Annotated in this window: 11 protein-coding genes and 1 pseudogene; 1 reads left to right on the top strand and 11 read right to left on the bottom strand. The window is 56.5% G+C overall.

The genetic code is table 11. From position 1 onward, the window contains the following. Positions 1-86: 86 nt before the first annotated feature. The 9 genes and pseudogenes from AC6RNO_RS12950 to AC6RNO_RS12990 form a co-directional block, all read right to left on the bottom strand. Positions 87-3,560, bottom strand: coding sequence for an amino acid adenylation domain-containing protein (locus AC6RNO_RS12950; RefSeq protein WP_497105675.1), 3,474 nt, complete (start codon positions 3,558-3,560; stop codon positions 87-89). 19 nt (positions 3,561-3,579) lie between these two features. Further along, positions 3,580-4,005, bottom strand: a pseudogene (locus tag AC6RNO_RS12955) (condensation domain-containing protein); the annotation flags it as partial. 12 nt (positions 4,006-4,017) lie between these two features. Continuing rightward, positions 4,018-4,416 carry a VOC family protein gene (locus AC6RNO_RS12960; RefSeq protein ID WP_488436351.1) on the bottom strand — a complete coding sequence of 133 codons (399 nt, stop codon included), beginning with the start codon at positions 4,414-4,416 and terminating at the stop codon, positions 4,018-4,020. Between the two features lie 12 nt (positions 4,417-4,428). Then, positions 4,429-5,595, bottom strand: a complete 1,167-nt coding sequence (locus AC6RNO_RS12965) for a pyridoxal phosphate-dependent aminotransferase (RefSeq protein WP_488436350.1) — start codon at positions 5,593-5,595, stop codon at positions 4,429-4,431. Between the two features lie 3 nt (positions 5,596-5,598). Then, positions 5,599-6,882 (bottom strand): acyltransferase domain-containing protein, encoded by a 1,284-nt coding sequence (locus AC6RNO_RS12970; protein ID WP_497105676.1) that lies wholly within the window; start codon positions 6,880-6,882, stop codon positions 5,599-5,601. Continuing rightward, complete coding sequence (locus tag AC6RNO_RS12975) at positions 6,882-7,583, bottom strand: thioesterase II family protein (protein ID WP_474681223.1); 702 nt, start codon at positions 7,581-7,583, stop codon at positions 6,882-6,884. Before AC6RNO_RS12975 ends, AC6RNO_RS12970 begins: the two co-directional genes overlap by 1 nt. Then, positions 7,583-10,690: a cyclic peptide export ABC transporter gene (locus AC6RNO_RS12980; protein ID WP_497105677.1), complete on the bottom strand. Its 3,108-nt coding sequence runs from the start codon at positions 10,688-10,690 to the stop codon at positions 7,583-7,585. The genes AC6RNO_RS12975 and AC6RNO_RS12980 overlap by 1 nt, the downstream gene beginning before the upstream one ends. A 46-nt stretch (positions 10,691-10,736) precedes the next feature. Beyond that, positions 10,737-15,251 carry an amino acid adenylation domain-containing protein gene (locus AC6RNO_RS12985; protein ID WP_497105678.1) on the bottom strand — a complete coding sequence of 1,505 codons (4,515 nt, stop codon included), beginning with the start codon at positions 15,249-15,251 and terminating at the stop codon, positions 10,737-10,739. Continuing rightward, positions 15,226-16,887, bottom strand: coding sequence for a hypothetical protein (locus AC6RNO_RS12990; RefSeq protein ID WP_497105679.1), 1,662 nt, complete (start codon positions 16,885-16,887; stop codon positions 15,226-15,228). Before AC6RNO_RS12990 ends, AC6RNO_RS12985 begins: the two co-directional genes overlap by 26 nt. Before the next feature lie 330 nt (positions 16,888-17,217). On the opposite strand from AC6RNO_RS12990, the gene AC6RNO_RS12995 reads away from it, so the two are divergent. Next, a complete protein-coding gene (locus AC6RNO_RS12995; RefSeq protein WP_497105680.1) occupies positions 17,218-18,393 on the top strand; it encodes an acyl-CoA dehydrogenase family protein in 1,176 nt (391 codons plus the stop codon). A gap of 435 nt (positions 18,394-18,828) precedes the next feature. Here AC6RNO_RS12995 and AC6RNO_RS13000 read toward each other — a convergent pair whose 3' ends face one another. Continuing rightward, positions 18,829-22,947 (bottom strand): PA14 domain-containing protein, encoded by a 4,119-nt coding sequence (locus AC6RNO_RS13000; RefSeq protein ID WP_497105681.1) that lies wholly within the window; start codon positions 22,945-22,947, stop codon positions 18,829-18,831. A gap of 18 nt (positions 22,948-22,965) precedes the next feature. Beyond that, the gene (locus AC6RNO_RS13005) at positions 22,966-24,639 is read right to left on the bottom strand and encodes an extracellular solute-binding protein (protein WP_497105682.1); all 1,674 of its coding nucleotides are present in this window, start codon (positions 24,637-24,639) and stop codon (positions 22,966-22,968) included. Positions 24,640-24,651 lie beyond the last annotated feature (12 nt).

The raw sequence follows: 24,651 nt of genomic DNA on the forward strand, positions 1-24,651 counted from the left end.
AAATGCAAGATTCCGGACAAATCCGATCCATCGCTTCGTAAACGGGTTTCTTGATCTCCCACCTTTGATTCTTTGGATTCTATGGACTAAACCCGATTTTCCGCCGTATATACGGTTAATTTCATATGTGCGCTAACCCACTGCTTCACCTGCTCCTTGCTAAAGCGCCCGCCGCCGGATAACCGCCACGTTACGGCCGCCGCCTCCGGACCGGTCTCCCGCCATTCGACCAGCAAATTAAACATCGCCGGCAAGGAGGAATCGGCGAAGGCTTGCCCGCCTTCTTCGCGAATAACGACAAGCGGGTGCAGCGACGACTTCGGCGTCTGGGCCGGGAGCAGGAACGATTCCGGCGCCAGCCAGCGGCCGCCGTTTCCCGCCTTTTGATCGGCGTAAGCGGCCAGCAGGGCGGGCACTCCCTCCATCGCGCGAAAATCGAAATAAAGCGGCTTGATCCTGGCTTGATCCGGGTGCAGCTCATACAAGGTGATCTCATCCTGCCCGGAAAGCTTGTTCAGCAGCAAAGCCAAAGCGGCGACAGCGATGTCGCTCGCCTGAAATTCCCGCTGCGAACCGGCTTTGTGCAGCATGTGCCATACCCCGGCCGGCATCGGGGCTTCGAAAACGGACAGCTCCGCCGAAGCCGCCGCTTCCTCGTCCCATTGCGGCATGACGATCGAGCGAAGCGGAACCTGCTCCATCTTTTCATTGTGCGTCATGCCGCGAATGAACGACGCCTGCTTGCGGATCGTGGCGTTGGCGAACAGATCCGTCACCGCCAGCTTGACGCCGAACGCATCGTTCAGCTGTGCGGCAAGCTGCAAAATGAGCAGCGAATTGCCGCCTGCATCGAAAAAGCTGTCCATGACGCCCAGCTTGTCCCGGTGCAGCACATCTTCCCATATGCTCATAATCCGCTCTTCCAGTTCCCCTTCCGGCACGGCGGCCGCATTTCCGGCGGGCAGCGCGCCGGCTTCCGTCTCGCGAAGCGCATGGCGGTTGATTTTGCCGTTAGGCATCAGCGGCATTTGATCCAACTGCACGAATTGTTCGGGAATCATATACGACGGCAGCTTTTTCCTTAAAAACTCGCGAATGACGACGACCGTCAGCGCGGAAGCAGCCGTAAAAAACGCCCATAACGCATCCTCGCCTCTTGCATTGGCACGGACGATGACCGCAACCTCGCGGATTTCCGGCAATCGCGCCATGCCGTTTTCGACTTCATTCAGCTCAATCCGGTTTCCTCTTATTTTGACCTGGTGATCGACCCTCCCCAAATAGCGGATCGACCCGTCCTGCCGCCATGAGGCCAGATCCCCTGTCCGGTACATCGTAACGCCGGGCTCCAGCGGGTGCTCGATAAACTTGTCCCGGTTCATGTCCGGCCGATTCCAATAGCCGTAGGAAACGCCCGCTCCCGCGACGCACAATTCGCCGATCATACCCAGCGGCTGGAGCATGCCGTGATGGTCCAAAATGTATGGCCGCATATTCATCACCGGCCTGCCGATCAACACCCGCTCCGTATCCGTTGCGAACGGAATGCGGTAATGGAGCGTATCGTCGCAGCATTCGGTTTGCCCGTAGGCGTTTACGAGCTGAATCCGGTAATAGCTGTAAAACCGATTCACGAGCACGGGCTTCGTCTCTTCCGAAGTGAGCGCGATTGCTTTTAGCCGGGTCAAAGGCAGCACCGGCTGTCCCTGTTCAAGCAGGCGGACGTAGGCGTTCAGAACGGACGGTATCAGCTCGATGACGGTTACGCCGTCCTCCTCGATCCGTGCGAACTGCTCCAGCGGATCGCGCTCCACCTCCTCCGAATAGACGACAAGCTCCGCCCCAACAAACAGCGGCGACAATATTTGCCAGATCGAGGCCACCACATTTACGCTGAAATTGCTGCCGACCTTGTCGCTTGCGCCGATGCCCAGCTCGCGGATTTTGGCATAGGCGTGGTTGACAATTCCGCGGTGATGCAGCATCGCGCCCTTCGGCTTACCCGTTGAGCCGGACGTGTAGATCATATACGCGACGCTCTGCGGAGACGAGGCGTCTGGCGTCGCCGCCTCCGCTTGCTCCGCGCTAGCGGAGGCAGCCGGCCTGCCGGGAGCGATCGGCAGCACGGTGCCGTCGAAGCCGGCGGCGGCATCCGCTTCGTCCAGCACAAGCATGGCGGCCGAGCGGCTGTCCTCCAGAATCGCAAGCGTCCGTTCGGCCGGATGGTTCCGGTCGAGCGGCACGCAGATGCAGCCCGCTTCCAGGATGCCGAGGATGCCCGCGATCATCTCCGGCGACCTGGGAACGTACAGGGCGATCCGCTCCTGCTCCCGCATGCCGCTCGCTCTTAGCATGGCGGCGATGCGCAGCGCCTGTTCCCGCAGCTGCCCATAGGTCAGCAGCCGATCTTCATACCTGACGGCGGCCCGCTCAGGCGTTTGGAGCGAATGGCGCCATATCAGCTGCGGAATCGTCTGTTCCGGACAATCGGCCGCCGTATCGTGAAACAGCTTGCCGATCTCCGCTTTTTCCTCAGCCGTGACGAGCTCCATGCCGGCCATCGGCAGATCGGCCCGCTCCATGAATCCGTCGATCATTCGCCGGTAGCGAAGCGCGAGCAGTTCGATTGTCTCCGCGTCATAAAGCTGCGCGTTGTAGTGAAAATCAATATGAATGCTTTCTTGCAAAGACACCTGCAGCGTCAAATCGAAATTCGTTTCTTCGTGCACGTACGTTTTGTTTACGCGCAGCCCGTCCGTCTCGGCAAGACTTCCCCGCCCCAGCGGGTAATTTTTGATGACGATCACCGAATCGAACAGCAGGGTGCCGCCGCCCATCTCGCTGTAGGCCGACAAATCCAGCAGAGGGATGGAAGCATGAGCCTCTTTGCCGGATAAATCGGCTGCGGCTTTTCGCAAATAATCGACTGCGGTATCATTCGGAGCGGACGCAAGACGAAGCGGCAGCGTTTGGATAAACAGGCCGACCATGTGCTCGATGCCCGCAATTTCGGGAGGACGGCCGGATACGGTCACGCCGAAGCAGACGTCGCTCGTATTGTTGTACTTTTGGAGCAGCGCCCCCCAAGCTCCGTAAAGCAGGCTCGCCATCGACAGCTGCCGCTCCGAGCAAAACCGGCGCATCCGGGCCGCCGTCGGCTCGCCGAACGCGCAGGCTACGGAAGCGGCGGACGGCGCATCCGCGAGCTTGGGCCGATCCGGCGGAATTACCGAACGCTGCCGCAAGCCTGCCAAATACGCCCGCCAATACGATTCCTGGGCGGATTTATCCTGTTCGTGCAGCCATTTGATGTAGCTTTTGTACGGCGTTTTCCGCTGTATCGCAAGCGGCCGGCCGCTTTTGAGAGCATGATAGCCCGCAAGAAATTCCTGCAAAATAACACCAAGACTCCACCCGTCGATGAGCATGTGATGATAATCGAGGAGCAGCTCGTATTTGTCCGCAGCCCGTTTGCACAGCAAAATACGGATCGGAGCCGCGCTCACGTCGATCCGGTCGTTCAGCCTCGCTTCGCGGAGAGCCGTCAGCCTCGCCGGCATGTCCTCTTNCGAGGAGCAGCTCGTATTTGTCCGCAGCCCGTTTGCACAGCAAAATACGGATCGGAGCCGCGCTCACGTCGATCCGGTCGTTCAGCCTCGCTTCGCGGAGAGCCGTCAGCCTCGCCGGCATGTCCTCTTCCGGCACGCCGCTTAAATCGGTCTCGTCAATCGGAATGTCATGCTCGCGTTTAATAATTTGCACGGCCTTGTGGCGGTCGTTCCACCGAATGACGGTGCGCAGCATCTCGTTGGCTTCCGCCAGCTTTCTCCACGCTCCGTAGAAAGCCGGAATGTCCAGCCCGCCTTCCATTTCCAGACCCGCCTGCTCGCAATAAACGAGCGCCTCTTCGCTTTGCAAATAATGGAAAAGCATACTTTCCTGCATCGGAGTCAGCATCAGAATATCCTCGACCTGCTCCCTGGCTATCGGCACAGCATTTGCCATCTGGCTTCCCCCTTACTCCAGCAATTCGATTAGTCCAAGATGCTTTTCGTAAATAAAAGCCACATTCCGGTTTTGGATAGCGGGGGCGGGACTTTTGCCCGATACGACGAGCGCGCCCAGACCGCTTAACCGCTCCAGTTCCGCATCGATGCTTTCGACATGTATGCAGACGTGGTAAACCGTCGCACCCGCCCGGCGCAGCAAATCGTACACCGGAGAGCCTTTGCCGGCCGGCTGTATCAGCTCGATCGTGTAATCCCCCTCTACAAAACAAACCAGCACTTGTCTGGCAGAGTCCTCCACAACCTCGCGCACGACGCAGCCGCTGCCGAAAAGCGCCTTAACCGACAGGATGGCAGCTTCGATATCGCTCACGACCCATCCGACATGATGAACCTTTCCGATATGCATCCACCCTGCTTTCTAGATCATTTGAAAAAACGACACAAGTCGGTCGATGCCGGTATGATACTGCTTGCTCGAAAACGAAAGGCGCAGCGCCCCCGGCAGGCCGAAATCGGAACCCGGAACGGTTGCAACGCAGCAATGCTCCATAATTTTTTCCGCCAATTCCAGACTCGTCCCGATGCCGTGAACTTTCATAAATTCCGTGCATTCCAGCACGATGTAAAATCCGCCTTTGGAATAAAGCGCTTTGACAAGCGGCACGTCCTTGAACCGCTCCAGCGTATAGTCGCGCCTGTCTTTGTAAAGCGCCTCCAGCTCCTTTACGTCCTCTTGGTGGCGAAGCGCCTCGATCGCTCCGAATTGGACGACGGGGTCGAGCGTCAGCAGCGTATGGTGCTGAATGACGGTCAGCGGCGTTACCAGCTCGTCGGGAACGATGCAGTAGCCGACGCGTCTGCTGTACATGCGGTACCCTTTGGAAAACGCGTTCGTCGTAATGAAGGTCGAAGCCGTATTTTCGAGCTGCATGACCGACTCCCCCGGCTCGTCGAAACAAATGTTGGCGTAAATCTCGTCGTTAATGACGACCGCCTGCCCGCCTACGATCGCATCGATTTGGTACAATTCCTCACGGGTCAAAATGTTGCCGAGCGGGTTGCCCGGCGAATTGATGACGACGACCTTCGTGCGGGCGGAAAAATTTTGTTTAAAAGAGTCCACGTCCAGCGCCATGGTCGACAGGTCGATGTTGTAATATTTGACGGTCGCTCCGGCCAGCAGGGCGCTGAAATGATACAGCGAGTAATACGGATGAGGAAGCAGCACTTCGTCCCCTTCCTTGAGCAGCACCTGGAACAGGTTGCGGAACAGCGAGCTCGTGCCGACGCCGATCACGAAGTTTTTCGGCGGAATTTGCAGTTGGTAGCGCTGCGCGTAATGAAGGGACAGCTCCTCCTTCAGCTCGGGCAATCCTCCCGGGAATACGAGCGTGCTTTTGGAAAAATTGCGCATGGCCCCGACCATGGAATCGGTAATTGCGTCCCGGACGGGAAGCTCGGATTTGCCGAGCGTCATCCGTATCACTTCTTTGCCCTCTTTCTCATAGTCGTAAGCCATCTGGTCCAGAACGAACATCAGAAAGCGCTCGTCGTGGTAGCGGATATTGTCTTTCACCTGCAGCATGGTTTAGCCCTCCTTAAGGTTTTCTCTTGAAAGAAAAAAACTTTCCGTTCCCGTCTCTCTCATCAGCTGCTCGAAGCGCATGCGGCGCTCGTCCATCGGCGTTTTTTTCGTCTGAAACACGGAGTGCAGCATATCCAGCGCCCTCGCCATTTCTTCCTCGCTTGGAAGCCTGTCCTCTTCATCGAGAGCGAGCTGCAGTTGATGCACTTCTTTGTAAGGCTTGGACACGCCCGCCTTGTATTCGGCCGTGTTCCAGTTCGAATTCGGCGTGCATACCGCGATAGCCAAACAGCGGGAAACGAAGGACCGGGGTGAAGGCGCTTCCGTCCGCGTATGGCGGAACATGAGATGCAGACGCTGTCTGTCCTGCTCCTTATCGTAGGCGAACAGCTTCATGGCAGGGGCCGCCTGCCTCAACAGATTGAGGGCGACGGCCGATGGGCCCGTATCGATGCATAAAGCGGTCCCTTGCTCGATCATATACCGCATCGCCTGCACCCATTTGACGGGGGCTGTCAACTGCCGTTCGAGCAGCCCGGCGATGACGGATTCATCCTCGTAAGGCGCAGCGGTTACGGTGGATACGACCTGATATTTCAGCGGCCGGTACACGATCCGCTCCAGCTCTTCCCTGAATCCGGCAGCGGCGTCCTCCATCAGCGGACTGTGAAAAGGCGCGCTCACGTTCAGCTTCACGATCCTCGCCCCGCTCCCGCCAAGGCGCTCGGCGCAGCGCTCAACCGCTTCCCGGTGACCGGAAATGACCGTCTGCTCAGCGGAGTTGTAATTGGACACAACCGCGATGCAGCCCGGGCCGCTCGCTTCGGCGCACGCCCGTTCCACCGTCTCCGCGTCGGGGCCGATCACCGAAATCATCGCCCCGGAACCCGGAGCCGCCGATTGCTGCATCAGCTGCCCACGGCGGCGGACGAGCTTCACCGCCGCATAGAACGGAATCGCCTTTGCACAGGCCAGCGCCGTAATTTCCCCAAGACTGTGGCCGGCCAAAAACGCCGGTTCCAGGCCCGTCTCCTGCTGCAGCGCCGCAAACGCCGCATAACCGGCGGCAAGTATGGCAGGCTGGGCGTTGGCCGTTAAGGTCAACCGGTCGTCCGGCCCCTCTTCGCTTAAGCGGAGCAGGTCGAAACCGGCCGCATCGCTCGCCTCCGCATAAATGGACTTCGCAAAGGCATACCGCTTCGTCAAATAAGCCCCCATCCCGACGTACTGCGCTCCTTGTCCGGGAAACAGGATGCTTGTCCGGATCATCATCATCTCCCCTTTCATTAGTCAAGCTCTTGCAGCGTCGAGACGAGCAGCGACGTGACCTGGCTTTGCAAATCGTGAATGAAGAAGTGGCCGCCGTCAAAAGCCTCGAACCGGCATTCGCCGGCCGTATACGCTGTCCAGCCCCTCATATCTCCGGAAGTTAACGGATCTTCCTTGCCGTAAAGCACGGTCATTCCGCACTGAACGTGACGGCCCGGTAGCTGCCTGGGCGGATCGTCATTGTGCGCATGCAGATCCGCGCGGATGATCGGCAGCATAATTTTCATTAAATCCGGCCTGTTCCCGACTTCCTCGGGAAGTCCCCCCAACAGCCTCAATTGCTCGATCAGCTGCGGATCAGCCAGATGGGGGTCGATGCGGTAAGGCTTGGGCTCGTGCGGGGGCAAAACCCCCGAAACGAATATATGATGAGGATTCGGCAAATCCGATTGCTCCAGCTTCTCGGCAAGGCGAAAAGCCATGGCCGCCCCGAGGCTGTGGCCGAACAAGGCATAATCGGCCTGGCCGATGCGCTCCCGGATATCCTCGAAGGCGTGCTGAATCAACCGCTCCATCGAGCTTAAGAGCGACTGGCCGAACTTTCGTCCCCGGCCGGGGAGCTCAAGCGGCTGAATGCGGATCGCTCCGCCCAGCTCTTGCTCCCACTTCTTGTAAATCGACGCCGTTGCGCCGGCATAAGGCAAGCAAAATAAATTCATTACGACCTCCTTTGGAGCGCGTATTGTTCCGCATGCGTAACTTGACCGAACTCCAGCTTGAGCACTTTGTCCGCCAAATGGAAGTACCGGTCGTCGTGAGTGATGGCGATCACCCCCTTTCCCTGCTGCTTCATCCTTTTGAGCAAATGGGTGTAAAAGTAGTCCCTGTACTCAGGATCTTGATCGGCCGCCCATTCGTCAAACAAGTAGAACGGCCTGTCGTCCAAGTAGCACAGCAGGAGCGCGAGTCGCTTCCGCTGGCCTGACGACAATTTCGTCGTGCTGAAAAGGCCGTTTCGAATTTCAACCTTGTCTTTCAGCTGAAGCAGGCGCAAATATTCGTCGATCTCTTGTTCCCTGCCGGCCACATTTAGGCCGTATATCCGCTCGAACAAGTGAAAATCGCTGAACACGGCGGAGAACAACTCGCCAAGCTCGCTTGCTTCGGCAGGTCTGCCATTCACCTGAACCGCACCCTCATCAGGAGAGCTGAGTCCTGTGATCACTTTCGACAGCGTCGACTTCCCGCTGCCGTTGCCTCCCGTAATAAATACGATCTCGCCCGCGCGAAACGTATAATCGACGGGCCCGAGCTTGAAAGCGGCGCTTCCTCCGCCGGGGTAATGATAGACGACGCGCTCGAGCGACAATTCGGTCGCAGTATCGGCAATTTCCGCTTTATCCCCCGCAGGAATGCGTTTTTTATGCCCCGCTTGCACGCTCAGTTCGTCCAGCAAAGCGTTCACGCGTTTCCAACTGATGCGGATGCCGATCATTTGCGGGATGGCGTTCAGAACGCCGTTGATCGGGCCGGTCATGTACAGAAACACGAATACGTAGTTGCGAAGATTGGCGCTTCCCATCTGTTTAAATATTTGCGGAAACAAAAAGGCAACGACCCCGATGACGACGGTAAACATCAGCTCGCCGATCACGTACACGTCCGCGAACATCAAGTCGCCCTGCGAACGCTTGTCTTTATAGAGCCTGCTGTTGCCCTCCATATCCTGCTGAAATTCGTTCCGTTTTCGCGAATGGAGCGAGAGCTCTTTGAACCCTTTGATCAAATCGTCCGCAAATTTGAAAAAAACGTTTTGAATATCCCGGGTAATTTCCCATAAACGATTGACTCTCGCCGAAACGGTATAAAAGATCGTGCCCGCCGCCAAAATGATGGCCGTGGAAATAAGCAAGCCGTACACGTTGAGAAAACCGAGATAAATAAAGCAAAACAGCAGCGTAATCACGCTGGTAATCCCGGAAATGGCCATATTGATCGAATTGGATATCGTCTCCGTATCGCTGATGAGCGCTGCGTTGACTTTGCCCGCGTCCATCCGCTCCAGATTGGCATAACGGCTGGCCAGCATGCGGTCGACAATTTCCATTCTTTTCTCATACAGCATCTGATTGGCAAAACGTACCATTTTGGTGCGGACGATTTTTTGGGCATATACGTAAAATAAAATTCCCATCACAAAATACATGAACAGCGTCGTCGGAAACTTCTCGCCCTGCTGAAACGACTGATTGATCATGAACACGATAAAAGCGTTGCCGAAACCGCTCAGCAAACTCATCATGACGATGGTCAGCACCGGCTTTTCCCGGGGCAGCGGGTATAAGCGGCATACCATAACGTAACAGGCATACAGGATCATAAGGACAGCGAAGAGCCGAACCGCAAGCAAAACCGCAGGGGACGCCCACACTTCGACAAAGCTCCACGGCAGCTCCCAGAACAACAAATTGGGCAAAAAATAGAGACCCGTCAAGCAAACCGCAAGCGAGAATGCGGACAAAAGCGCCGCAACGAGCGTTTCCCTGCCGATTCCGGCAAATGAACGCTTGCCTTTGACAATTTCCAAGCCCGTCTGTCCGTACGAGTACAAAAGCCCCGCGCCCGCCAGGAAGGCAAAAACGAGCATGCACATCGCGACCCGGTCGATTTGCGTATAATAGTCGACCGGGTTTTTCTCCGGTTTTTGGCCGAGCATGAGGTCCATAACGCCTTGGCCGATCTTGCTCGTCAAATCGGAGTTCATGTTCGCCAGAACGGCTACGCCAATCTTTTCTTCGGGCCTCAGCACGATGTACGAAGAAAACGTCGGATTCGTCCCGCCGTGGCTCCATTCGCCTCCGCCCTTCTGATAAATCGCCCAGCCGGCTCCGTACGACGAACCGTCGCCATTCGGCGGGACGGTCCGGTCGGGGATGTGCGAGCGGTCGATCAGGGTGCGGTCGAACGAGCCCCCTGCCGCCGTGCCCATCTGCAGCATCATCCAACGCGCCATGTCCCCGGCGTTCGAAATCACATAAGCTGCCGGCGTATTGCCGCTGAACGGCGGCGCATCATACGGCCTGGAGGACAAATAGCCTACTTTAAAGCCCTGCGAAGGCTTGGCCCCGGTCACGTTGCCGTACCCGGCGAACGTCTGCTTCAGCTCCAGCGGACCGATCACACGGTTTTGCAAATACGAGTCGAACGGCTCGCCTGCGATCTTTTCCACGATAAGCCCAAGCACATCATAGTTAATCGTGGCGTATAAAAACTGTTTGCCCGGCGTCTCGGAAAGCTCTGTCCCGATCAGCGTCCGGACCGTTTTTTCCAGCATGCCGCTTCCATCGTCCTGCGGAAGAAAGCCGATCGATTTGAACGGAACTCCGCTTGTCTGGTAGAGCAGTTGGCCGATCGTAATTTCCGGGCTGCCGTTTTCGAAATTCACTTTAAACCAGGGCAAATAGCGGCTGACCGGATCGCTCAGCTTGAGCTTCCCCGCTTGTTCAAGCTGCAAAACCGCAAGCCCCGTAAAAGCTTTCGACAGCGACCCCAGCTCGAACAGCGTATCCGCGCCGACAGCCTGCCGCCGCTCCGCATCGGCGCAGCCGAGATTGCGGCTGTAGACGATTCCGCCGCTATCGACGACGATGACCGACATGCCCGGAATGCCGCTTTCTTTCCACTTGCCGTCGATCCACGTCCCGATCGCATCCGCAGGGAACGCCCGGTCTGCGGCAGCCGCCGGCCCGAGCGCGATCCACAAGCCGGTCAAACACAGACAAAACAACAATAGTGCCCGTGTGAACGACATTCTTTTTTTCGTCATAAACCCTCCTTCCGCAGAACGCACGCTAGGCGTATATTTTTACAACTTAAAACAGCCCGTCAAGCTCTTCCTGGCTAAGTCCGGACCATTCGAAATCGGCTGCGGCGAGCACATACGACTTGTTATCGGCGCAATGGCGGATGAGCCCGTGCAGCTCTTCCTCCCACGTTTGCAGGAACCGGTCCGCCGTCTCCGGCTTAAATTTATTTCGGCTGTAAACGGCGGTCATATGCAGACGGCCCGCATATACATACAGGTTCAAGTCCAGCAGACAGTTCAGCTCGTTATCCGGCGAAATATCCGCACCGTACGACTCATCAGTCAGCAAGCAGCATTCGGCTTTCAAGCCCGAGTCCAGATCGCCCAAAAAGTTGAAGCGGATCAACGGACGTTCGTCCACCGGATCGATGGCGCCCAGCAGGTAAGCAAGCGCCCCGTAGCCGGTGCCGCTTTGCGGAATGCGCCTTATCGCTTCTTTCGTCGCGATAATATGTTCGGCGGCATTTTGCTGCGGGTGCGGCAGCTTGGCCGGGAACAACGACGTGAACCAGCCGACCGTTCCTGCTGCATTCAAACTTTCGGACACGGCTTCCCTGCCGTGGCTTTCCAGCATAACGGGCAGCTGGCTGCCGCCATAAAGCTTGTGTGCCGCCGACGTCAGCGCCGCCAGCAGCAATTCAAGCGGCCTTGTCCGGTACGCATCGTTCGAAGCGCCCATCAATGCCAGCGTTGCCCCGCGGTCCAGCACCCGCTCCGCTTTGCCGCAGTGCTTGTACGAATCCGGACCGGTATCGAAATCGGGGCGGACCGGGGATTCGTTGAACGATATTTCGCGAATCCAGTAGGCCAGCTCGTCATACGCATCGTCGAGCGCCGCATGCAATGTTTCGGCCCATTCCCAATAGGCGGCCGCAGGCTGCCGAGCGACCTGAAATGCGCCAGACAGCCGCTGATCCAGCTCATCGATCAAAATTCTCCAGGATACTCCGTCCGTCACGAGATGGTGAGCGGTCAGAAGCAGCCGGATTTGTTCATTCGGCAAAAGAACGAGCGCGGCTTTGAACGGCAAAGCGCGCTCCAAGTCCAGCTGCGCTTTCCAGCCGTCCGCCCACCTGTTCAGCTCCGCCTTCGCCTCAGCCTCGGGCAATGCGGTCAAATCCCGGACCTCCAGGCGAAATGCAGGTGCGGGCTCCCGATCGGTCCGGTATGCCAAGCCCGGCCCGTCTTTGCCTGCCGTCAGCGCCAGCGAGAAAACGTCTCTGGCGTGCAGCATGCCCGCAAGGGCGTTCTCCAGCGCGGTCCGATCCGTATCTTTGCGCAATTTCAGCACAACGCTCTGGTGCCAGTGCTGCGGATGCGGGTGGTTTTTCGACCAAAACCACGCCATAATCGGGGTCGGCTTGAGCGGCCCGGCCGGAAATCGCCGCTCTTCGCGGGCTTCGTTGTACCGGGCAAAGCGGACGGCATCGCAGAGCAGCGGATTTCCCAGCAAATCCTTCACTTTGATCGCAATGCCCGCCTCGTGCAGCTTGGCGGCGATTTGAATCGCTTTGATGGAATCGCCGCCAACCCGAAAAAAGTTGTCCGTGAGGCCGATCCCCTCATCCGCCAATACCGTGCGGACGATGCTCAGTACCGCTTTGTGCAGATCGTTATCCGGCTGCGCGCTGCTGCCGTCTGCACTCGACGCTGGGGGCTCGGGCAGCAGCTTGCGGTCGATTTTTCCATGCGCGGACATCGGCAAAGAGTCGCAAAATACGAATCGGCCCGGAATCATGTAGGCCGGCACGATCGAGCCGAGATGCTGCTTCAGCTCGTCTTCTTCAACCGGCTTGGCGGCAACGATGTAAGCGCACAAGTAAAGGCCCCCTGCCCCATCCTGCCTTGCTATAGCGGCCGCTTCCCTGACCGAGCTGTGCGTCAGCAGCCCGTATTCGATCTCGCCGGGCTCGATCCGGCAGCCGCGAATTTTGACCTGCTGATCCATCCGGCCCAAATAGAACAAATTGCCGTCAGGCAGCCATTTGGCCAAGTCGCCTGTCCGATAAACGCGCTCTCCCCCGGCCGGCAAGCGCACGAATTTGGAAGCGGTCAGCGCCTCGTCGCCGACATACGCTTTGGCAAGCCCGATCCCCCCGATGCACAGTTCGCCCGCCGCTCCTCTCGGAACAAGCTCCAGCTCCTCGTCCAGCACGTACATCCTCACATTGTCGATCGGCTTGCCGATAGGGACGGACAACCCGCTCCAGTCGTGCGGACAATCGAAAGACGTCACGTCAATCGCCGCTTCCGTCGGCCCGTACAGGTTGTGCAGCTGTGCCTGAAAAGGGCCTGCCGGCAAGACGGCGTAAAACCTCCTGGCATAATCGGACGGCAGCGCCTCCCCGCTCGCGAATACGTGCCTGACGGAACGCAAATCATCCGGCGGAACGGCTCCCTTTTCCAATGATGTCAAAAAAGCGCTCAGCATCGAAGGTACAAAATGAACGGCCGTTACGCCGGCCGTGCGGATGCATGCCGCGATCGCGGAAGGATCTTTCTCTTCTCCGTGAGACAGCACGCACACTTCCGCTCCGGCGGCGCTCCACCACAGCAGCTCCCACACCGATACGTCGAATGTGAGCGGCGTTTTGTGCAGTACTACGTCGCCGGGGCCAATCGGGTACTGCCGCTGCATCCACATGATCCGGTTGATCAATGCCGCATGCTCCACCATGACCCCTTTCGGCTGCCCCGTCGAACCCGAAGTAAAAATGACGTAAGCCGGACTTGCCGCATTCGGCAGGCAGGGCGGATCGTTATCGGGCATTTGTCCGAAATCCGCGTCCTGAACCGACAAAATGTGCGGATGCAAGCCATTCAGTCGCTCCTGCTGCCGCTCATCGGTCAAAAGAAGCGCTGCGCCGCATTTGTCCAGCATGAGCTTCATCCGTTCCTGCGGATACGCCGGATCGAGCGGCATGTAGGCGGCACCCGCCTTCAAAATCCCCAGCGCGGCCATGACGGCGTTAGCCGAGCGCTCCATGCACAATCCGACGGTCTCTCCGGCACGCACACCGGCCTTTCTCAATCCCCAGGCGATCCGGTTCACCGCCTTGTTCAGCTCGCCGTATGACATCCGCCGATTTTCAAATCTGAGCGCCGGAAGCTCCGGGCTCGTGCGGGCGCGCTCTTCCAGCCCCGCTTGAATCATCGTCCGGGGACCGTTGTCCTTGGCCGCGCCTGCCCCATGATTCAGCAGCCACTGCCGTTCATCGTCGCCGATCCACTCCAGCCGTTCGACCGGCATGTCCGATTCGGAGCACATCGCCGTGATGATCCGCTTCAAGCGCGTAACCATGTCCGCAATATCGCCGTCCTCATAATCGTCCGTATTGTACTCGATATCGAGCCGAATGGAATCGTTGCCGCCCCAATCTTTAATGAGCAGGTGAAGCCCATAGGTCTGATATCCCGGAAAGAAATCGATATTCCGGACAGGCATGCCGCCGTGCTCCTGCACCAGGGAAGCGTTGCTGTAATTGACGCACACATCAAATAGCGTATCGCTTCCGTAACGGTGAAGTTCCAGGTCCCGCACCAAAAAATTGTACGGGTATTTCTGGTGCGCAAACCCCGCCTTCAATTCGCGTCCGACTTTGATCGCGGTATCTTTCGCCGTTTGACCGGCGTCGAAGCGTATCCGCAAAGGCATCAAACCGGCGAACATGCCGAAGATTTGGCGCTCCTTCCTGCCGGAGCGGTTCAGCACGGGCACGCCGATGACGATATCGCTCTGACGCCGCCATTTGCGCAAATAAATGGCCGTCAGCGCCGTAAAAAACACGTTCTCCGTCAGGCCGTTGCCGGCTGCCCACTGTCTGATCGCGCGCGTCGTCTCCGGTTCCAACAGCACGGTGCTTCTGCGGGCGCGGCGGGTTAACGCGCTTTCACGCTGCGGTTCAGGCAACTCCCTGAACTTGTCCAGCCAATACGCTTTGCTTTTGCGGCAGCGCTCCGATTCCAGATAGCTGCGCTCTTCCTCTGCGGCCAGCAAATACGAAGGGGCTTTCGTCAAATCCGGCTCGCCCCCGGACTGCAGCTTTTCGTAGCCATCCAGCACGTCTTCCGTAATGATCTTCATGGACCACCCATCGGCAATCGCGTGATGAAACTTCAAAAAATAGCCGGCCTCACGCTCCGAAATCTTCAGGATAACGAATTCGAAAAGCCGGGTGTCGTACAGCCGGAAAGGCGTCTCGGCCTGCTTTTGCAACCATGCGGCAAATGCCTGTTCAGGATCGGCTTCCCCGCTGAAATCCACATGCTCCAGCTTGTCCGGGCAGCTCCCGGATACGGTTTGACGCACGACTCCGTCCTCCATGGACAAACGCAGCCGCAAACCGTCATGCCTCGGAACGACGGACAATATAGCGCGCTCCAGCAAATCCGTGCGGATGCCCGATTGAAAAAGCACCGCCCCTCCGATATTGTAGATGGGACTTTGCGGGAACGTCTCCTCGATAAACCAAATCCGTTGTTGGGCTTGCAGCAGTTCAAACATCGGATTTTCCTGCGACATGATTTCCCTCCTTCGACCGGTGAATATAGAGATTGCAGGCAAACACATGCAGGTTCGGACAAATGGGCAGCGTCATACTTACCAACCGTTTATCGAATTTAAACGGAACAGCTTGCACATACAGCTTTTTCCCGGCTAGAACGTGCGGCTTGTCCCCTTCGTACCAGACGGTTTTCCCGCTCCATACGATCTGTTCGCCGTAAACCGGTTGATCGGCATTCCAGTCGGTGAGAGCCAAAGCGGCTTGCCCGTCCGTTCCATCTTCATAGACGAGGGTAACTGTATCCTTATAGTTCCCCCACTCAGCACAGCCGACTAATGCCAAATGGGTGTACCAGTCGGCCTGGACCGGAATGGACTGCCCGAGGCAGATCACATTGTCGCCGTTTCCGCGCACAGGTTCGTTGATTGCAAATGGACGGCACCTTTCGTCGTTCCATGGCGGCGGATCGCCCCCATCCTCCAGCAAAAAATGCTCGCCGCCGTCCATGCAAGTAAGCGTGGCGCCCGAGTGCAGCCCGCCAAAGCCCGTATTGTTGAAAAATGCGGCCAAATCGATCCGCACGGCAGGCAGCTCCAAGCTTCCTTCCGGCAAACGGCCAACCGCCTCAGTACCGCCATCATGGGAGATGCCGGATGCAGCCGGCCAAGTCTGCCCGCTTGACGTTTGATGAAGAAACCGTTCGGCCGCCTTGCGCTCCAGTTCCGCTGTCCGATGCAGCTTATCGATGGCTTTCTCCAAAAGTCCGGCGGAAGACGGCACGCTCAAATAATGATGTTTGAGCAGCATATTTCTCAGCGCGATCCATTCGCTTACCGACTCGGACAATTGCGCTGCAAGCTCCTTGAACCGCGAATCGCTATAACGTTCGCCGATATACGATGCCGCCGCTTGAAAACAGTACCGCCCCCGCTCGGCGTGAATGATGTTCCAAATGATGGGGCTTACCCAAACGGTCTCCCCCGTTGCGGGCGCCACTTCCCGTCTCATGTCAAAACGCGGGTCTTCCAGCGCATCCGCAAACCGGTGAATGCTGTCAAATACGCTTAAGCCTTCCTCCGGCCACAGCTTCCTGCGCAGCCTGTCCGCCCACTGCGCCACGTCAACCTCTTCGACGTTCGAGTGAAACCGGAATACGCCGCAGCTTCCGTTGCTGCCTTGCAAGAAATCCGTTACAGGCAGCTCCTCCCTCCCCTGGCTGCCGAACGTATCGATGCAAATAAGGGTGTTTTTTTCCCGGTTTATCCCTGTAAGGAGCACATAATGTTCGCGATGGCTGAATTGGTAGCCGCCAAGCCAGGGAGTCCAGTAATGATCCAGGTAAATGATAGTGGGCAATCCCCTTTGCCAGCTTTCTTCCGCATGCTTAAGCACGGACTCCGCCCCAATGCCATTGTAAGTGCGCAGTTCAATGCCGTGATACCTGTCGAGCTCGTCTAAAGCGGTTTCAAACTGCGCCTCAAAACGATCGCCGATCATATACGCTTCCACACCGGCCGAGGGATTAAAGCTGCCTCCCCATGATTGCGAAAACATCAAGTCGCTCGGCCTGTTCCAATGCCCGGCAACAGTCGCGATCAAATCCTGCAAACAAGTGCGTTTTCCGTCATGCAGAGGCTTCATCTCGATTTCCATGCGAAAAATCCCTCCGGAAACAATATGTGGTTGTGTTCGAAATTACCAAAATGTAAGCGGTTAACAAATTTGAAAAGGCAAGTTTGGATAAAAAGAAGTGAAATGCGCCCGACTGGCAGACGCGATAGTGAGGTTGAAAGTGAAGACGTCATCGTCAGTTAGTTACATGAATATGGAAATTATATCATATATAGACACGGCGAAAATACATTCAATATTGGCGATTTTTTAACCCTAAAATTAGCGATCCGCATCCCCTAAATCCAAATAAAGGAATTTTGTCTTCATTGTAGAAACGTTTAAGAACGATTGAAAGAGGAGGATTGTGGCATGAACAGCTTCCGCCCTTATGATGACGACGACGTCGCGCAGTTCGTAAAAACAGCGATCCGCCCCGCAGCGCAAATTTGCTACCGCGAGGAAAGAATGCCCGCAGAGACGATTCGCGCCCTGGCTGCGCACGGTTTCCTAAGCGCAACATTTCCGAGACGGTACGGCGGATTGGAGTGGAATCCGCTTGAATACGGGCAATTGACCGAGCATATCGGCAAAGCGTGCTGCTCGGCGCGGACTTTGCTGACGATCCAGACGTCGCTCGTCGGAGAAAGCTTGCTGCGCTGGGGAACCGAGCGGCAAAAAGATCAATGGCTGCCCGGCATCGCATCGGGCGCCTGCCTTGGCGCATTCGCCTTGTCGGAGCCCGATGCAGGCACGAATCCGACGGAGCTGACGACGTCCTATCGGCTCGACGGAGCAAACTATATCCTTTCCGGCACGAAGAAATGGATTTCGTTCGGGGACATCGCCGATTTTTTTATCGTCATCGCCAAAGGCGATGCCGGGCAGTTGTCGGCATTTATCGTGGAACGCCATCAGAGCGAAGGGCTCCGCACCTCGCCCATCCATGGCATGATCGGCTCGCGGGGAACCCATCTGGCCCAAATCGAGCTGCGCGACGTGGCGGTTCCGAAACAAAATATGCTCGCCAAAGAAGGCGGGGGCTTCAGCTACGTCGTTAACACGGCGCTTGATCACGGCCGCTACAGCGTAGCTTGGGGAGCGCTCGCGATCGCCCGGGAAGCGCTTGATCTCATGGCTTCCTACGCGAAGAGCCGCCGGCAATTGGGGGATGAGCTCGGCCAAATTCCGGCGGTGAAGGCGATGATCGGCGAAGCCGTGGCGAAGGTGCACGCCGCGCGCGCCCTCTGTTTGAGAGCCGGCGAGCTCAGAAACAGCCGGCATGACGACGCCATGATGGAGACGATGATCGCCAAATATGTGGCCTCGAAGACGGCCGTCCAAGTGACTTCGGAAGCGGTACAGGCGCTCGGAGCCAACGGATGCCGGAACGATTTCCCGGCGGAACGGCTCATGCGGGAGGCAAAAATAATGGAAATCATCGAAGGCACTTCCCAAGTGCTGCAATCGCTGATCGGCGATTACGGCATGAACGTCTACGGCACGCAGCACCATGACGCGCACGCAGGCCAGCTTTTAGGAAGCTGACCGGCCCATCATTTAGGTTCGTCCGCCCGGCGACAGACAGGAATGGCGATGTTCGGCACATACGGGCCGGCGTGCCCGAGGTGCATGTGGGCCGGCGCGCCCCAAGTGCATGCGGGCTGCGCCGGGCGGATGTTGGAACTGGTTGCCATGAGACGGCCTATTGCAGTCCTTTTTGCGCATTCTATTTAGTTTTTCGCATACAAATGTCATCTTTACCGCTGGTAAGCACGATTCTGTTCGATTTTTCATACTTATTTTTCGATTTTACGAAATCAGTCAAATTTCTGTATGAAATTTCGAGCAGATTTCCACAATTCGCAAGTGGTAGCAGCCGCCAGACCGGCTCCCCTGAACCCCCCAGTCGAGCTGGGGGGATTTCGCATGCCGCAAGGGAGCTTCCAGGCCGGACTGTCGGCCGTTCAGGGGGCGTCGTGATCAATGAACACCCTTGTTGTTATCCGCGTCTGCCCCGGTTATCCCGTCCGCTGCCGACGTTGTCGCGGGAGGCGTGGGATTCTGCTTGCTTACCTGGAAAGTTACCGTTTTGGTATTGTTCGTGCGGTCCATTTCCGCGAATCGCCCGATATCGTTAATATGGACGCTTAACTGGTAGGTCGCCTCCCCGTTAGGCACTTCCCAATACCCGTTTTCGCCGCCAGCGTTCGTATACAGCGTCACGCTTTCCCCTACGCCGATCGATTGGCTGTACGTGTCCGTATATCCGAACGAGCCGCCGTTCAGGCCGAATACGGCTCCGGTTATTTTGCCGTCTGGCGTCGGGAGAATGCCGACGTTTTTCACCGTCACGTAAAAGCGGACACCCTTTTGTCCGGCATAGGGCTGGGCCGGGTCCGTGCCGAGGTCCGTTACGATAAGATCCGGGCCCGGCGTATAAGGCTGACGCTCCAGACTCAAAAATTCGAACGAACGATGGACGATTTTGCCGTTTTTAGCGACGACTTTAACGATATGGTTTTCCATCGGGAGCCCCGTTTTTTCGAAAACAACTTTTTGCGCGCCTTGCGTGTTCGCCGTTTTCAAATCCACCGTCCCTTGCAGAACGTCGTCGATGTACACGTCAGCTTCGCCTAAAGCGGACTCGATATCGGAATACCAGCGGATTCCCGTACCTTTAAAGCCCATCGCTGCGTAATCGCCGGACGTCGACGTCTCGTGAAGATCCGCTCCGTTGGCGCCGGTTCCGAAGGTCGGTGAAGAATAGTACATATTCGCGCTTTTATGGGCGACATTCGTCCAAAGCGCTTTCGGGGTTTCATCCACAGTGCCTTCCTTCAGCTCGAACCAATCGAAAAATGCAAAAACATTATCGCTGCTCTTGGCAATGGACAGCACCAGGTTGCTCGTATCCGCCGGCATGGTGACGTTATATTCGACTGTGGTATAAACGTTCGGCTCCGTTCCCGGCAAATCCAGGACCCGATTCAACTGGTTGTCGATAACGAGGTTCACCTTTTTGTTCGCCGCCGCACTATATTTCATTTTCAGGATATAATTGGTGTTAGCTTTGACCGGCGCCTTCAACACGTTCAACCGTCCTTGCGTAAAGTACATGCCAACGAATGTGCCATGATTGGTCACTCCCTCCAGCTCCGTTTGCTCCGCTTCAACATGCAAGGCCCCCGCCGAAGTTGTCGTATAAGGGGATGCAGGCAAGGTCAGCGAAGAAATAGCCGCCGGGTCGCTCGGCTCGGACTCGTTGCCCGAATCGTCATAAGCGATCAGCGTGTAATAGTGTGCGCTTTCCGGTCTTACGTCATTATGCGAATAACGGGTTACGGCTTTCGGCAGTTTAGCCAGGAGCGCTCCGTTATCGTACAGCTTATATCCGGCAACTTCTTTATTGTCGGCGGAAGGCTGCCAAGTCAGCTTGATCTGCTTGTAAGAAACGGCCCGCGCTTCCAGGCCGGGTTTGCTCGGCGCCACGTGCTCCGACGGGGTCAACATATACTGCACCGCTTCTCCCGGCCGGAGCGTTTCCGATAATTGCGCGCCTGAGGCGCCGTTCACGACAACAAAACTGCGCGCATCCGCATATTTGTTCCCTGCGCCAAAGCGCTCCCCCGCATACTCGACGCTGTCCGGCATCGTGACATAGACGTTCATCGTCACCGGCACCGTTTCAAAATTAACAAAATTAAGCAAAATCTTATCGGACTTTGCGCCGGTATTGCTGGTTTCGATAGCAGAGGTGTCTACCGCGCGAAAGTATGCTTTTTTCCCGGCCAGCTCGCTCTGATTCGCATACACGTAAGGCAGCGGTTTGCCGTGGGTGCCGTAGGCGAGCGCCAGCCGGCGGAATACGTTCAGACGCGTTTCATCCGAGTCGCTCGGATGGATCCACGCCTCCGCATCGTCGGCGGATTTCATCTCGATATCCTCTTTCAGCAAGCTGTACTCCCTGAAGTAAGCCGCATGCTGCATGACGTAGTCAAGGTAGCCGATCGTACTGCGCATTTCGCGGTCAAAAATGGCGGCAAAGCGGTGATCGAACGTATCGTAGCGGTTATTGTCGGTATGAAAATCGTTGGCTCCCGTCTCGGTCATCATCATCGGCTTCGCCACGCCGTTGCCCTGATATTCGGGGTACGTCTTGAGCGTCTCGACCAAAGCGCCTCCGTCGCCGCCGGCAATACCGGTCATGGTATAGCTGTGGCCGTTCGTCATATCGGTATAGTCTTCGATCTGCCTGCGGTAAGCGGGATCGCGCTCCCATCCGTCGGGGGTTCCTTTGGACGGCCAGTACGCCCAGCCCGGTGCAACCGCTTTCAACCAAGGGTTAAGCAAAGCCTTCTGTTCTTTCACATACTTGGCGAGCGCCAAATCGGCGGTGAAAGCGTTGTCAAAAACGCCGGGTTCGTTGTCCAGCTCGATATATTCGAACAGGTCCCCGTTTTCCTCGATTAGCTTTTTATAGTAATCTTTCAGCTTTTCCGGGACGATCCCCGACGCGAGCTCGACATCCTTGATATAACTTCCGAACGGCAAAAGCACCGGCGCCATATTCAAATCGCGCAGCACAGTCAGCCATTCCCGCGAAAATTGGCCCGCACGGATCACATTGCCGCTGTAAGCGAGTCCCAGCCATTTCACCACTTCCGCCGTCTGCAGGTCGCGGTCTTTCAGCACATGGGACACAAGCGCCGTTCCCATACGGGTGTACCGCCCGTGAATCGGCTCGCTGGCCGGGGCTCCCAACGCCTCAAGCTTGGCATAGTCCCATTCGAACCAGTGGAAATCGTCTCCGCCGGCGCCCGCATACAAGCCTCTGTCCAAAGACAGCTTCAGCTCGTTAGGCCCGGCCTTCAGCATTTCCTTCGGAATATAAAGCTCGTAAGTCTCTTTAAATTTTTTGGACGTATTTCCGCCGTTCAAGCCGGCAACCTGGATCAAGCCGGCCATCGTATCGTTGGAAAATACAGCCAATTGCGGCACGGATACGTAAGCATCCAGGCTGCGGAAGCTGAACTGCACGCCGTAGTCCGGAACCGCGGCCAAATTGTACGAAATCACCATCGTACCGTTTTTGCCGAGATGGAGCCCTTTGGACACCGAACTCCAGTCCGTGCGGGCGGCCCAGTCGGCCGGAACGGTTACAGACTCCACCGGCGTCTGCTTATAATCGGTAAATTCCGCCGACTGCCCGTCGTCGAGGCCGATTCTCCAAAGCGGCGCATAGGTCTGCGGAGGCTGTTCCGTTCTAACCATTGTGAACAAAGCAGTCGAGCGCAAAATGTTTCCGGCAGGCTGTGTCAAAGTTTCTTTCAACCGGACTTGAATTTGCCCGGCCGTATAGTTTGCATTGTCCAGCTGGATGGGATTTGCCGCAGCGGTTTGCCAGTGATACCCGCGGTCCGTGCTGTATTCGTACGCGGCCGTATCTTCATAGCCGGGAACCGGAGTCCACCCGAACGTATTCGCGGCATCGTTCTCTACGGGATTCATCGGTGCGGCAGGCAGTACATAAGGAGCCAAATAAGCGCCCGGTATGACCTGCCGGGCAATTCCCGGCCCTTGCCAGGCGACGGCCAGATTGTCATTCGAAGCGTTTTCCTTGTGAAGCGCCTCCATGTAATACCTTTTTCCACCTGTCAGTGTGATGATTACCGATTTCTGGGTGGGAGCCTTTTCCCATTCCCGGGGATTGGTGTAAACCGTATTGTAGGCTATTTTCTCTTTATGGGCAGGCTCACCGTCAGGGCTAAGCCACAGCTCGGAACTGTCGTCCGCCGCAATCCAGAACGTATAGCCTCCGCTGACCGGCGGGGTCAGGAACCCGTAAATTTTGGAGCCGTAATAATCGCCGGTATTGCTTGGCGCCTCGAAGTTCGGCAAAATCCGCGAACCCGTCGGCGGCGTGTTTACAGGGATCTGTTCCACTTTGCCGCCGGGGACGTTGTTCCAGTAATCTTGGGTAATGCCGCTTGCCGCTGCATGCGCATGATGCTCCGACTCCGGAAACAGCGGAAGCATGGGGATGATAATCGAGAACAGGAGAACGGAAATAAGGAGTTTACACTTTTGCAGAGATCTCATACGATCTCCTCCTTCGTTCTATTTCAGTTCTTTTTGAGACTGTTCGGCGAACTTGTAAAGGTCATCGATGCTGAACGAATTGGTTTTGTTGGTCTCATACCATTTGGCGTAGTAATCGTCGACCTGTTTGCCGCCTGCTTTTTCCCAAATCGCTTTGGCATCTTTAACGGCTTGCTCCGCGCTGTAGCCGGCGCCGCCTACCAGAGCTTTCAGCCAAATATCGCCTTTATCGATGTTGTTCGATTTGCTCGTGCTTTTGACGATAGCCTGCAGATCATCGGGCAGAACCGGCAGGAAATCGTAGCCGAGCGATGGAATCGGCCGTTCTTTGTTGATATAAATTTCTTTGGATTTCAGGTTGATATCGAGCAGTTCCTTCTGAGTCGGCACTTCAGGGCGCAGGTTCACCAAATACACTTCCGCGCATTTGCCGAGCAGCAGGTCGGACCTCATCATATTCAGATCGTCCGTGTACAGCTCTTTTTTGTTTTTTTCCGTATCGATCGGCTGCGGACATCCGTTTGATCCTTTTTGCGTATGCGTGCCTTCGATGCCGTTTTTCAGCAAGCTCGCGTTTTTCGGATCGACCATCCAGTCGATATACTGCATAATCGCTTTCGGGTCCTTCGCTTTCGCATTGACAACGCCGACCATTTGCACCGGGGTGCTGATAATCGGGCTGAACTGGCCGAACTTGCTCTTCGGCAGCGCAATCGGAATGACTTTGGCATTCGGATTGTTTTTCTTCAAAGTTTCATAATTCGATATCGTAAACCATGCGCTGTCGATGGCAAAAATCCCAAGCTTGCCGTTCATAAAATCTTGAATGCCTTTTTGCCCGTTTTTATCCGTCAAAAAATCTTTATCTACCAGACCGTCGTCAAACAGACGCTTCTGGAATTCCACCGACGCTTGAAGCCGCTCCCAATCATGCGCCATTTTATCGTTTTGCACAGCCCAATCGATCGAACGGCCGAACATGTGGCTGATGACCGAAAAGCCGACGCCGCTCAAGTTAATGCCGAACGTATCCTTTTTGCCGTTGCCGTCCGGGTCGTCGTTCACGAACGCTTTTGCGACGCCCAACAGCTCTTCGGTCGTTGTTGGCACCTGCAGGTTCAGCTTCTGCAGCCAGTCCTCGCGGATTAACAGGCGATGATGCGGAGCGACGACATTCAAGCGCCCGATTTCATACAATTTGCCGTCTTCCTTCGTTCCTATTTTGCGCAGCAGCGGGTACTTCTCCAAAATTTGCTTATACGTCGTGCTGTAATTGTCGACCATGTCATCGATCGGCATCAGCAGCTTTTGCGAGTACCAGCTGTTCCTGTAGTTGGCGTCGTACTCCAAAATCAAGTCCGGCGCGGTCCCGGAAGCGAGCAATGCGTTAAACTTCGGAAACGATTCCCAGCGGGGCACGGGCGTATATTTGACATCGACAGGACCGTTCTTGTTGATCCATTCCACCCAGCGGTTGTTCTCCCAATTCCCTTCCTCCGGAGGAATATTGCCTCGGTCATATACCGAAATACTGATCGCTCCCCTTTTGCCGGCCTCCGGCGCCTTGGAAGCATTCGAACTTGACGTGCCGGCGCCTGACTTCTCGGCCGAGCAGCCCGCCAACGCGGCGGTGCAGGCCAACGTGAGCAATAGCGCATTGCGGTGGCTCTTATTTGCGATAAACACGGTCATCAACCTTCCCCC

This window comes from Paenibacillus sp. sgz302190, from assembly GCF_059820445.1.